Raw genomic sequence first — 13246 nt, forward strand, 5'->3', positions numbered from 1 at the left:
TTTTGATAGTATATTACCTAAATGTCACAAATTAATTGTACTAATTAAAAACATTGGTATAAAACCATCAATTTCGCTCTCGGTTATTCTATCTCCCCTGGACCAAAGTCGAGGCCTGGTTCCCTCCGAAGAGCCAGTTAAAACTCATTCTGCGGACCGTTCTTCCATCTCCCTCCATCGTCTACCATGAAGTGGAAATCAAATACGATTGACAAGGAGAGGAACCCATGAAGCCAAATAAACAAAACAAATCCAGAACCATTCGTGTCCTGGCAGCCTCCGTACTGTCCGCTAGCCTGCTGGCTTTCCCTGCCGATATCTTTGCCGATACAGTTAAACCCGCCTCAAGTACAGCTTTAACACAGCATACGGGAGCACCGGTACTGAGTGCCAAAGAAGTCAAGGCGTTCACCGACGCCTATTTTGCCAAACCCCAGGTTTCGGACATGCTGGCTGGTGCGCTTGTTGTGGTCGTAAAAGACGACAAGGTGCTGCTGAATACGGGCTACGGCTATGCCGACCTTGAATCCAAGAAAAAGATTGACCCCGATCGAACCTTGTTCCGCATGGCCTCGATATCCAAATCGATAACCGCGACGGCGGTCATGCAACTGGTAGAGGAAGGGAAAATCGACCTGAAGCAAGACATAACCAATTATATGCCGGATGTTAAAATCACCAACAACACCGGGACACCCGTCACCGTTGAGCATTTATTGACCCATACGACAGGCTTCGACTTTACGGACGACTACTCGCTTCCGCAGCATATCATTCAGAAGGGCGAGGTGCCGCTTGCCGACTTTATCCGGTTAAATGCACCGGCTGTGGTTCGCACGCCAGGAGAGGTTTACCGCTACGATAATCTTGCCTCCTCCATGCAGGGCTACATTGTCGAGCGGGTATCAGGAGAACCGTTTGAAGATTATGTAAAAAAGCATATTTTCACCCCGCTACAAATGGAGCACGCTGCATTTCGGATGGATGAGGATATCATCGCAAACCTTGCGACTGGCTACAATGCCGAACGTCATCCGTTTAAGCCGTACCAAAACATACCTACCATCGCGCCGGAAGGCGGCATGTTCGCCACCGGTACCGATATGGCCAATTTCATCACTGCCCATCTAAATAAGGGCCAGTTCGGATCTTCTCGAATAATGAAGGAAGAGACCATGCGTTTGATGCATCAGACGCATTATGATGCAGCTGGTCTTCCGTTGATGTCATACGGTTTTGAGTCGTTTATGCACACCAGCCATAACGGCCAAACCCTGATTGGCAAAGGTGGCGATTTGGATGGCTATCATTCCTGGCTTTGGCTCCTTCCCGACCAGAATGTCGAAGGCCTGATCGTTGTTAACAGTGACGCGAGCACATCGATCCGAGCCGAATTTTTCACCGCATTTATGGATCATTTTTATCCGAAGAAGCAGGTTCAGCCGAACGACTTCCCGCTTAATCAGGAGCAGCTCAAGAAATTCGAGGGCATGTTCAGAAGTTTGAGAACACCGATTATCGCCACACAGGTGAAGGCCGGCCAAGGTGAGTTGTTAGTCTCGGATGCATTGGGCGAACATAAACTCACGCCGGTCGGTCCGCTGCGATTCGTAGATGAGAACGGTACGCCTGCCACCTTCAAGGAAGATGATAACGGCAATGTGGCGTATATGTATTATACGGCGATAGACAGCATGTCCGAGAAGCTAGCGGAGCCTGCTGCGTACAGCGACGTTCCGGAAGAGAATCCTTATGCCAAGGATATCTACTTCATGCAGTCCCTCAAGGCTTTTGGAGAGAATGAGCAATCCACCTTCCAACCGAATGAACCGATTACGCGGGCAGAGTTTGTCAGTGTTATCAGCCGTCTGGCTGGGATGAAGCCTAGCGAAAGCGCGAGTTCGTTTAAGGATATGCAAGGGCACTCTCTCGCTGGTTATGTGCAGAATGTCGCGGACATGGGAGGTGTCACGGGCACACCAGCCCAGAACTTTGAACCGGATCAGCCGATCACGCGCCAAGAGGCAGCTGCTATAATATGGCGTGTGGCACAAAACACGCTTGGCGCCAAGGCGGTTCCGGCCAAACTCAGCTCAAAACCGGCTGCATGGGCAGACGAAGCCGTACAGTTCATGGTCGGATCCGGGATGCATGGACCCGAGGTGACAACGGACGCAAACGGGGCCGCCGATTACCGGCCGTCCGACAAACTTCTGCGCAAGGAAGCTGCCGCCATCTATGCGAGACTGATTCAACAAGCTTTTGGTTTTTAATGAAAGAAACACCGAAGTTGGTCATAACCCTGTCAAGTTGACGCGAATAAAGTGACATCTTTAAGCTGCGACCGTTTCCCGGAACTCCAATGGGAAGCGGTCGTTTAGTTTTTCTGAACAGTCTCCGTGAGTTTGCAGAGTTTGCACTCCCCCGCACGAACGTAGATAATATCCTTGACCCGTTTTTTTAGCTGCGTGTCCGACTGAAAGTTTCTTGTTAGCACGTCCTTTATTCCCATGAAAAAATCCCCTCCGGCAGACAACATGTAAAGCCATCTTAACAGATGTCTTTTTTCGTTGTCTGCCATGAGGGGAGAATACCAACTCGGGGTGTCTTCTCTTCAAATCATCGATTCTATTGTGATCAACTTTATTCCAGCTTGAAGTTTCCAGAGCCCGTGCGAACTTTCAGCACTATGTCGCCATTGCCGAACTTCCCCTTCAGTCTGCCTTCGTCTTCGTCTTTTACCTCATACTGTATTCCGTCCCACTCGACTTTCCCTTCACCGGAGCTTCCTTGATAATCAACTTCCAGGGAGGATGGCTCTTGAGCCAAATCGATGGTTACGTTCCCGCTTCCGGCACGGAGGTCGGTATTATGGATCAACCGCTCCGATTCCAGGTGTATGTTTCCAGAGCCTGTATTTCCTTGTACGGCCGACTCTCCGTCTTTCAGTTCCACGTCGCCGCTTCCATTCTGAAAGTTCACCGTTGTGGCATGGTAGCGTTCCGCCTCTATAGTGCCGGAGCCTGATTCCAACATGAAGGATTCGGCTTCAATCTCCGTTGCCTCAATATCACCACTGCCGGTATACACCGTAAGTGAACCTGCATTTACTTCCTGAATATTGATATTCCCGCTGCCTGCCTTAACGGTGACAGCATCTCCACGCATATTTCCGATCTCGATATCGCCGCTTCCACTTTCGATTTGGGCCGCAGTCCATTGCTTTTCCGGTATTTCCACGGATAAAACGATATCCATAATATTCACGCCAAACTCAATACCGTCAGGAACATCAACCCCGATTTCCAACGTATCTCCGTTCGGCTCGACCTTCAATTTCACTTGGTCTGCATTTTTCGTGCTTACCTTTCCGTTCAACCGGATTTTAATCTCGTCTGCATTTCCTTTTGTGATTTCAATGTCGGAGCTTCCAGTCTGTAGGGACAAATCCCGGAAATCATCAGCGGCCAATGTTTTCTCTTCATTAATTTTTTTGGTCTTAAAGGAAAATCCGAATTGAACATCCGAAAAAATGTTCATCGGGTTCATCGTAAAGAGCAACAGCAGTACGCCGGCCACTACGATCAATATACCTGTTTTCTTTTGCATAATGTGTTCCCATTCCTTCCGTCGTCCCTTTTTGTCTCTCTCCTGCCAAATCCTGAAGTCCTATTCAGTATAGCATCCATTTAGAGACTTGAGCATTGGTCCCGCGAATGAGACGGGAACCTCGACTTTAGTCCAGTATAGCTTAGCCGGAGTGAACGACAAAACAGCCAGTCCGCACCCGGCTGGCTGTTCTCGTCGCTATCCCAACGCCACATCAAGAATCATCATCAATACAAAACCGAACATTAAACTCATGGAAGCCAAATCCTTATTCCCTTTTTCTTGCGAACTTGGAATAACCTCTTCGGCTACAACAAAAATCATCGCACCTGCCGCGAAACTCAATGCGTAAGGGAGCATGGGTTCAATAAAGGCGACGGCTACCGCGCCGATTACCGCGGCAATGGGTTCCACCATACCCGAGAACTGTCCATAGAAAAAGCTTTTTCTCTGAGACATTCCGTCACCTCGTAATGGCATGGAAACTGCAACGCCCTCCGGGAAGTTTTGAATACCGATGCCCAAGGCCAGTGTCAAAGCCCCCACCAGCGATGCTTCAGTTCCTCCATTGGCAAGCGCACCGAATGCGATCCCGACCGCTAATCCCTCCGGAATGTTGTGGAGGGTAATTGCGAGTACCAGCAGCGTACTCCGTTTTCTCACTTTGGGGTTATATCCTTCCGCTCCTCCAATCGGAGAATTGGGATGAAGATGGGGTAATACCTTATCGATTCCCCATATAAAGACTCCACCTAGCAAAAATCCAAAGGCAGCCGGAAACCAGTTTCCAATCGCATTGCCTTCCGACATCTCGATGGCTGGAGCCAATAAGGACCAGTAACTGGCCGCAATCATGACACCGCCGGCAAAACCCAACATACTATCCAGCAGGCGCTGGTTCAATGTTTTTGTAAAAAAAACAAGAGCCGCCCCTAACGCCGTCATTCCCCAAGTAAACAAGGTGGCTAGTAATGCTTGGATAATGGGATTGAATTTCATAAAAAAATCTACCATTAAACAAGAACTCCTTTATGAAAAAAATATGATACCAGATAATATCTCCGAATATAGACCTTACATACATTTAACGGTTATTCAGACAGTGATCTAGAAATTATGTACCCGTGAGAGTTCATTCTAATGCAGCCAGTGCAAATTATTATATATCATAATATGCGATTATGGTTGTCTTTTATTTTTCAGAAAACCCTACAATCTAGAATCTACGTTATCCTCCGCCAACACTCACCTTTTGGTAAGTACCTGTACTAAAAGTGCATACTTACATAATTGCAGTGCGCGCTTTATACTCAAGAAAATCAATCATGCTCAAGGAGGATACATCATTGAAAACACTTGTTATCGTTACACACCCAAACCTGGAAACATCCGTCATTAATAAGCGGTGGGTAGAAGAACTCCGACAATACCCGGAAAAATATACGGTACACGAATTGCATAAGGTTTACCCCGACGGAAACATTGATGTGCAACAAGAACAACAGCTTATTGAATCGCATAGCCATCTCGTTCTGCAGTTTCCGATCTATTGGTTTAATTGCCCACCACTCCTCAAGAAATGGCTTGACGATGTTTTTGCTTATGGTTGGGCTTACGGTTCAAGAGGCGATAAATTAAAGAATCGGAAAGTGGCTTTAGCTGTATCCGCCGGCATCAAGAAAGAAGATTATCGGGAAGACGGAAGGTATCGCTACACGCTTGCCCAGATCCTAACTCCTTTTGAAACGACCTTCCTGTACTGCGATGCAGATTATCGTTCGTTCTTTGCCTTTTATGGACAAGAGGCTGCTCCTGGCGGCAACACGCCTGACATGGACCTATCGCCTCCTGATAACGCACTGGATATAAGTGCACGTGACTATTTGAAGTTCATAGACAACATGTGATTAATAAACCGAATGAAGCCGTTAAAAAAAGAAGTATTTCCTTGTTCAGGAAATACTTCTTTGAATATAACAAAACATCATGCTTCCAGTTGCACAGATTCCATAGCCGGCAAACTGTTTTTCTCTCCCCACTCGCACATCATATGTAACACAGGAATGAGGGATAGTCCGCGTTCCGATAAGGTGTATTCGACTTTTGGAGGGACCTGGGGATATTCCGTGCGAACGATAAGCTCATCTGTCTCCAGCTCCTTTAACATGATGCTTAGCGTTTTAAAGGATATGGAACCAATGCTTCGCTTCAGCTCATTATGCCGCATTACCTTATTTTCAGACAACCAGTACAAGATGATCATTTTATATTTACCGCCGATCAAGGATAACGTATAACCAAAGCCGGTGTCTTGAGGTTTCACGCCAGTCGGAACACAGGTTTCAGTTTCGCGCATAAGTCACACTCTCCTTCGAATCTCTTCCATTACTCATGTACTGATCATCTTAACATAAAAACAGTACTGGATCGAAAGGAGATCTGGAGAACAAAATTCGCTGGAATGACCATCATCCCGCCCAGACGTCTTTTACATATTGTCCCGACGCCTCCAGCCCGGATAGCCAGGCGGCAGCCTCTTCTGCACTAACGCCATGTCTTTCCCGATAGGAAAGCATTAGTGTGTGCTCTACCTCCGGGGCCATCCGAGAACCGTCACCGCAAATGTACATTCGTGCCCCTGCCTCAAGCAGTGACAGCAATGACGCTCCGTCTTGTGTCATTAAATGCTGGACATAGCACTTATCTACACCGTCTATCCTTGAAAAGGCTGTGTGCAAGGTGACCAGGCCTTCTCTCTCCGCTTGCTCAAACTCCTCGCGGTAAAGATAGTCTTGCTCCGGATTCCGACAGCCGAAGTACAGATGCGCAGCACCCAGCTCCTGCCCAGCCTCCCGAAGCGCTTGTCTCGCCTGGATGAACCCCCTGAACGGAGCCACGCCCGTGCCCGGACCAATCATGATGATTGGCGTTGCCGGATCCTCCGGCAGCGCAAAGCCCGACTCCGGAGAACGAATGAACATCAGAACCTCTGCGCCCGTCCCCAACTGTTCCAAATAGTTGGAAGCCACGCCCCGGTATTCCCCCTGACCGCTCCAAGCACTGCCTCGTACGACACTGACCGTGATGCTTGCCGTATTCGGGCTAACCTTCGGGGAGCTGGAAATCGAATAATATCTCGGCTTCAATGGCGGCAGGAGCTCAAGAAACCGTTCAAACGGCAGCTCGCAGGCTTCATACCGCTCCAGCAGGTCGAGCATGGTGATCCGTTTGGCTCGCACTTCAGCCTGATAGGTCGCTTCGGCAAGCAGTTCTTGAAGCTCTTTGGCATGCGGCGGGCATACCGTGTAAGCGGCCATCTCCCGAATTTGGGCTCTTGTGGCCGGCTCCTGCAGCTCCACGCTGCGGAACAGCAGGTCGTCCAGGCGGACAGGAATGCCTGTCGGCAAATGGGCACCGCTTCTTCCTTCAGCAGACAAGATAAGATGAGCACCTGCATCCAGTTTGAAACTTCGGAGCACTCGCTGAACCAGTGTCACCGGATTGACCGGAAGTACCCCCAGATGATCTCCTTCACGATAATCCGTTCCCGCCGGAAGCGAGATTTCGATATGCTGCGTGATCCTTCCGCTGTCCGCATGCTGCAGATTGCGGGTATGAGCAACGTGCCCGGTTACAGCCTGGTAGGTTTCCGCCAGGGGCACGGCGGCCGCTCCCTGCACGAACTGGACGGACAGGGCACTGCGCTTCGCCACATTGACGGACGTAAGAGGGAGTCCTAGCGATTGCATCAGATCCGGCCATAAATGCTCCGTCCATTCGTCGACTTCACGCTCAAAGTCTCCGCTGGCATCACTCTCACCACGCGCAAGCAGTCGCTGCGCCCCTTTGATTGCAAGCTGATCGTCTATCAAGCGCGGAATCCGCTGATAGGTGCTTGCCCAGTTGTGGTCTCCGCAGCCGAATACCGCATATCGCACACCCTCAATTTCTGATTCAGCGGCATTCTCCAGCCATTCCGTAAATGCCTTGGCATTGGAAGGCGGCTGTCCGTTGTACGAGGCGGTTACAATGATGACGGCCCCTTCCTTCGGAAGCTTTCCGGCATAATCGTCCAGTGTGCCCACCTGGCTGTCGAACCCTTGGTGCTTCGCAGCATCCGCCACCTCTCGGGCAATCCCCTCTGCCGTCCCCAGATTGGACCCGTATAAAGCGAGGAGCGGCGTATGATGAGCATTAGTCCCGGTTGTATCGGACAACGTGGCGTATTCCTGCTTCTCCGAATCGTTTGCCCCCGTCTTGCCTCCTGCCGGAACCAACAGTGCAGCCCCGTCCTGACGGCTTCGAACTTGAATATGGAACCCTTCCGGCTTCAACGTGAGGGTTTCCTTAACCTTTAACTCATAAGACTGGTTATCGATCAATTCAAAATATTTGAGCACCAAGCCAAGCACCAAGGTTGCCTCCTGCAGCGCAAACTGCTGCCCGATGCATGCGCGTTGTCCGTTGCCGAATGGTTTGTACGCGTCATGCGGCACCTTGCTGGGATCTTCGAAGCGCTCCGGTCTGAACGTCTCCACGTCGTCTCCCCACACGCGGGAGTCCCTATGCAGTCCCGGAATCAGGACCGTTACGCTGTCCCCCTTCTGAATCGGATAGGTTCCTCCGATTGCCGTATCTTCCTTCGCATATAACGAGAAGGCAGGCGCAGTTGGCCATAAACGCAGCGACTCGCTAAGAACCATGCGGACGTATTTTAGCTCCCGTACCTGGCTGTAAGTCGGCACGGGATCTTTCAGAACGCGGTCCACCTCGCTTACCGCTTTATGCAATTTATCCGGATTTTTCAGCAAATAATAAATAGCAAAGGACAGCAATCCGCTTGTCGTCTCATGCCCCGCGATAAGAAACGTAATCATCTGATAACGAATATTCTCTTGATCCAGGCGCTCGCCTGTATCAGGATCGACGCCTTCCAGCATATGCGCGAGCAAATCCCCTTCTTCACCGCCATACTTCTTGCGATCTTGAATGAGCTCGTCAACTAGCGAGAACATGTTCTGGACATCTTCCTGAAACTGCCGCTTCTTTTTAATCATAAACATGTCCTGTATGCCCAGACGGTGCAGCTGATTCATGCCTTCATCAAGGGCCCGCACCATGCTGTCGATAAACGGGTGATTGTCTTCCCGGTAGAAGCTGTTAAAGCGATAATTAAAACCACACAGGCCGATGGTATCCAGCGTCAGACGAGTCATGTCGGCAGGAACGTCCACGGATTCGTCGGGGTTGAGCCGAGCCCATTTCTGGATGAGCTGCATCGCGATATCAACCATTTTGGTATGGTAGCCTTGCATCGCACGCTGGCTAAAGCTGGAGAGCAGGATGTTATGTGCCTTTTTCCAGTTGGGCTCGTGTGTAGCGCTCGTAAACAATCCATCACCTGCAAAAGGACGGACATTCTGAAGCGGCGCCCAGATTCGTTTATCAAAACGCTTCTCATCACACGCGTCCTTGACATATTCGTGGCCGGAGACGTACAGCTCCCTGCGTCCACCCGGATATTGAAATTGAAATATCGGCCCAAGTTCCGAGGCGACCTTCACAAGCGATTGGACCGGAGCAGCAGAATCCAGCAGCGGCAGATTGCCGAGCGGTCCGTAAGTTTTAGGTTGAGGTACTTGCTTCATATGCGACATTCGATCTCCCTCCATGATCCATAGTTTCTTTAGTATGCGTCCCTTTGTCCGGACGGGTGAATTCGTATCCAGTACTAATTGACCAATATCGTAATGTGGTCATTTCGCGATAAAAAAGGAGGATTGACGGCGGCTTCGTTAGTTTCCACTTCGCTTGGCTGTCTTATCCTAGCCTTTACCCTATCACGATATGAAGGTCACGCATATCAGCCGTAGGTCCTTTAGGACTATAAAACCAAATAAAGGATCTCCCACCCTGAAATGCAATGAAATTAGTCATTTTTGTACTTTGCAAAGGAATGTTTTCAGAAAATGTTCACAGAATTTTCACTTACAAGAGACTTTCTCCGATCTCTATAATTACAAAGGTAACTAGAAAGGATGATGAAATTGCCAGCAACAAAAAAAGAAAATGTTTATTTTGGTTTGATGATGTGTCTGGGGATGGTTATCATGATGACCTCCTACAATTTGATCACAAACGGATTAATTGGGAAATTATCGTTTATGGCCATACTCCTGCAATTGGTGTTGGGCTTTGTGATTGCCTTCTTATTGGAATCGTTTGTTGTCGGACCCATAGCAAAGAAAATTGTTTTTTCCTTATTGCGTAATAAATCCAGTAAAATCCTTATGATTGTGATGATGGCATTTTGTATGGTGATCGGCATGGTTACTTTTATGTCCATGTACGGGCTAGCTTCCTCCTACTATGCAAACGGACTCGGAGGGGAATCACTGCTTGGAAGCTACTTCTCCATTTTCATTAAAAATTTCGTGTTTGCGCTGCCGCTTCAACTCCTCATTGTAGGCCCGACCGTTCGCTTCCTGTTTGGCAGGTTGAAAGCAAAACGCGTGAACGAATCATTATCTGCTGTATAATCGATTGGAGTCCAATCTCTCTCAACAACAAAAGCCGCGAATTTCGCGGCTTTCTTTATAGTGACTGAAGATTCCGCTCACCAATTGCTTGCTCAGAATCGATTTAGCCGCCATGCTTCAACGCTCTTCGATCGCTGTACGAATATCATAAGCATCGATGTCGATATCCAGTGGTATTCCAAGAGCCAATTTCGCCAATTGACTACCGATAAAGGGGCCCATCGTCAGTCCGGACGCGCCCAGGCCGTTTGCCGTTATAAGGCCTTCCCAGCCAGGGACAGCACCTATTACCGGAAGAAATCCGGGGGTAAACGGACGAAATCCGACACGTACTTCCTGAAACGTGCTGTCAGCTAGTCCCGGCGCCAAGACCAATCCTTTATTCAGGATTTCCTGCATGCCTCCGGCTGTTATTCTCGTATCGTAGCCTTCGACTTCATTTTCGTGAGTCGCTCCGATCACAATCTTCTCATTATCAAAAGAGAGTAAATATTGATCCGATGGCGGCATGACGACCGGCCAGGTGCCTGTATCTTGCCGGTCAGTCGCCTGCACATGCATGATTTGCGCTTTTTGAAAACGAACCTGAAAATGAATGCCTAGCGGCTGAAGCAATTGATTAGCCCATGCACCAGCACAAACAATGACTTCATCTGCCGCAAAGCTGCTTGCTCCGACAGCTGCTCCGGTTACACGATTAGCTTGATATAACAATGCGGCATCCCCGTTTATAAGCTTGGCCCCGTTCCTCTGAGCGGACCGGATCAGCGCATCGCGCAGTGCACGACCATCGACACGGGCGGCGCCGCTAATGTGAACGGAATGATAGCCATCTCGGAGCAATGGGAAACGCTTATGCGTTTCTTCCTCATTCAGCCGGGTTATCTCACCGATTTCAGGAGCATCCGCTTTTCTGTCATGAGCCCTTTCCTCCATCTTGCGGATTTTATCCAAATCCTCGTGAATGCTAAGGGCCCCGACTTGTGCGTAGCCCGTTTCTGTCTCACCTTCGCTGATGAGTTCTCTCACTAAATCAGGGTAGTAACGCGCGCCGGCCTTGGCTAATTGGTACCAAGCCTGATTCCGTCTTTGCGATAGCCAGGGGCAGATGATGCCTGCCGCGGCATCCGTAGCCTGTCCTTTATCATGGCGGTCTATAATAAGCACTTCGGCTCCCATTTTGGCTAACTGATAAGCAGTCGATGCCCCAAGTATTCCCGAACCAATGACGATCACGTTCTTCATGCATGACATTCCTTTCCTTAAATCACTGTATCCATTATAGCGAATGCAGGGAAAAAGTATAACGCACATCATCTCAGTGGTTTGAATCAAGCGCTAAAGTATGTCAGCGGGAGCATTTTCTTCCCAACAAAAGAACATACAAAAAAGCCGCCAAATAGGCGACTTCGCATTCATATGATCTATGGTTGATCTTATGAATCGGTTATTCTTATTTTTCCATGACAGCAAAATAGTTTTCTTCATAATCCGCAAAGTTGAAAACTCTGCCGGAGGGCATATTTACCACTTCGCCGACCGTGATATTGTGGCTGGTTAAATGGCTGTGGAGCGCATCGAAATTTTCCGTGAAAAACATTAAAGAAGGTGTGCCCAAATGTAATCCTGGCGACATTTTGGCTACGAACTCCTTATCATGCAGAATAATGCTAGTTTCTGCTTCCTTTGTTGGAGCAATTTCAATCCATCTCATTTCGCCGTTGTTCTCTTCAGCTATGACTTGAAATCCTACCATTTCAGTCCAAAACTTTACGGCTTGATCCTGATTATTCACATACACCATAATTTGACCAACTTTGCTAACCATCGATTGTTACACTCCCTCGTATAAGTAAATTAAATGTCAATACTGGCTTGCTTCTAAGACTTCCTTTCACTTCTGATCATAGCATGTCAGATGCATGTATATTTCTTATCCATTGCGATTTCAGGTTAAATATTGGTTTAATTTCATACGAAATGCTATGAAAAAAGAAGTGCCCGTCAAATATTGTGCGGACACTTCTTCATTTGCTGTGAAAAGGGTAGTCTAGTGAATTATTTTATAGGAATAATTAACTCAAGATCTTTCAAGTGATTTTTGACGATCTCTCCGTTCTTATCCAGTTTGAATTCGCCTGAAGCTGCATGGGGATCTTTGAATTCAGGCGTGAACGGCTTCATGACAATCGATTTTGCGTTCGCTTCCGGAGCCTCCAGAATAAAGTCGTAATAGTAATCACCGTTCTTGTTGTTCTCATCGGTGCCTCTTCCCGAAATTCGCTCCAGTTCATTACCTTGATCATCAAAGTAATCATACAGGATCGTTGAATCATGTCCGCCCTTCAGAACGAACTGAATTCGGGTGGAGTGAGCTGTTGAATGAACCTGCTTTAGCGTCAAGCGGAGATCATCCATTTTTTTAATTATGTTAGGCTGAAGAACAACCGGTTTGTTCATCATTTTTTGAATCGGTATCTCCAATGTGAACGGTTTTTGAACACCTTCCAGATCTATTTTAGCCGTTAACTTGAACTTATCAGGAAAAGCTTCAAGGTCGTCTCCAAGCAGGGATGCATCGCTCAGTATGATAACCGCATGATTCGGATCTGTACCCGGTGATGTGCTTACGCTTGGTCTTTTTGCCAAATCCCCTCCCCCATATTCGTGTATGGATTTGTTGTCAATGAAGACGTCCATTTGGCGGATAGAACCTTTATCGTGAACATACTCACCCATCTGCTCATCCCACTTGCCTCCGGTTAAACTGCCGGGAAGTTCTTTACCGCTTCGCTTTAGTTCAACCTTAACATGGTTTCCGTCGTATAATGCTTTGGATACTCCAAGGGTAATCCCTTGTTGGGTATCACTAGCTGCCTTGAATTCGTCTTGGAGCAAGCTCTTTGACGCTTGAGGCTTAGTTGCCGTTATGCTCGCCGCCTGGGCTGTTCCCCATACTGCTCCTCCCAGAAGCATGCTTGTCAATGCTACGGAACTCATTACTTTATATATTGTTTTCATATTTTTTCCTCCTAAATTGATTTCTATTTTTTATGTCGCTCTTTCCTGATCCGGATTTATCTTATCAGAACCTTGCA

10 protein-coding genes are annotated in these 13246 nt (G+C 48.2%); 3 read left to right on the plus strand and 7 right to left on the minus strand.

Annotated features, from left to right (window positions below; all coding sequences use genetic code 11):
- Positions 1 to 227: 227 nt before the first annotated feature.
- Positions 228 to 2273, plus strand: coding sequence for a serine hydrolase domain-containing protein (locus M4D81_RS16215; protein ID WP_260067295.1), 2046 nt, complete (start codon positions 228 to 230; stop codon positions 2271 to 2273).
- 370 nt (positions 2274 to 2643) lie between these two features.
- On the opposite strand, the gene M4D81_RS16220 is transcribed toward M4D81_RS16215, so the two are convergent.
- Complete coding sequence (locus tag M4D81_RS16220) at positions 2644 to 3609, minus strand: DUF4097 family beta strand repeat-containing protein (protein WP_260067296.1); 966 nt, start codon at positions 3607 to 3609, stop codon at positions 2644 to 2646.
- A 198-nt stretch (positions 3610 to 3807) separates the two neighbouring features.
- Entirely contained in the window at positions 3808 to 4623 is an 816-nt protein-coding gene (locus tag M4D81_RS16225) for a ZIP family metal transporter (protein ID WP_071221625.1), read from the minus strand.
- 332 nt (positions 4624 to 4955) lie between these two features.
- Between M4D81_RS16225 and M4D81_RS16230 the strand changes: the two genes are divergently transcribed.
- On the plus strand, positions 4956 to 5516 hold the full coding sequence (locus M4D81_RS16230; protein WP_071221624.1) for an NAD(P)H-dependent oxidoreductase: 561 nt from the start codon (positions 4956 to 4958) through the stop codon (positions 5514 to 5516).
- 77 nt (positions 5517 to 5593) lie between these two features.
- On the opposite strand, the gene M4D81_RS16235 is transcribed toward M4D81_RS16230, so the two are convergent.
- Together M4D81_RS16235 and M4D81_RS16240 are read right to left on the minus strand one after the other, a co-directional pair.
- The gene (locus M4D81_RS16235; protein WP_260067297.1) at positions 5594 to 5965 is read right to left on the minus strand and encodes a winged helix-turn-helix transcriptional regulator; all 372 of its coding nucleotides are present in this window, start codon (positions 5963 to 5965) and stop codon (positions 5594 to 5596) included.
- Positions 5966 to 6077: 112 nt separating this feature from the next.
- Complete coding sequence (locus tag M4D81_RS16240) at positions 6078 to 9266, minus strand: bifunctional cytochrome P450/NADPH--P450 reductase (RefSeq protein WP_260067298.1); 3189 nt, start codon at positions 9264 to 9266, stop codon at positions 6078 to 6080.
- Positions 9267 to 9656: 390 nt separating this feature from the next.
- Between M4D81_RS16240 and M4D81_RS16245 the strand changes: the two genes are divergently transcribed.
- Entirely contained in the window at positions 9657 to 10148 is a 492-nt protein-coding gene (locus M4D81_RS16245) for a DUF2798 domain-containing protein (RefSeq protein ID WP_260067299.1), read from the plus strand.
- A gap of 117 nt (positions 10149 to 10265) precedes the next feature.
- Here M4D81_RS16245 and M4D81_RS16250 read toward each other — a convergent pair whose 3' ends face one another.
- The 3 genes from M4D81_RS16250 to M4D81_RS16260 all read right to left on the minus strand — a co-directional run bounded on the left by M4D81_RS16250 (position 10266) and on the right by M4D81_RS16260 (position 13169).
- On the minus strand, positions 10266 to 11393 hold the full coding sequence (locus M4D81_RS16250; protein WP_260067300.1) for an NAD(P)/FAD-dependent oxidoreductase: 1128 nt from the start codon (positions 11391 to 11393) through the stop codon (positions 10266 to 10268).
- A gap of 208 nt (positions 11394 to 11601) precedes the next feature.
- Complete coding sequence (locus tag M4D81_RS16255) at positions 11602 to 11976, minus strand: VOC family protein (protein ID WP_260067301.1); 375 nt, start codon at positions 11974 to 11976, stop codon at positions 11602 to 11604.
- 230 nt (positions 11977 to 12206) lie between these two features.
- Positions 12207 to 13169 carry a DUF5643 domain-containing protein gene (locus tag M4D81_RS16260; RefSeq protein ID WP_260067302.1) on the minus strand — a complete coding sequence of 321 codons (963 nt, stop codon included), beginning with the start codon at positions 13167 to 13169 and terminating at the stop codon, positions 12207 to 12209.
- Between the last annotated feature and the right edge of the window lie 77 nt (positions 13170 to 13246).

This window comes from Paenibacillus sp. p3-SID867, from assembly GCF_025142895.1.
In the GTDB taxonomy this organism is placed as follows: domain Bacteria; phylum Bacillota; class Bacilli; order Paenibacillales; family Paenibacillaceae; genus Paenibacillus_AQ.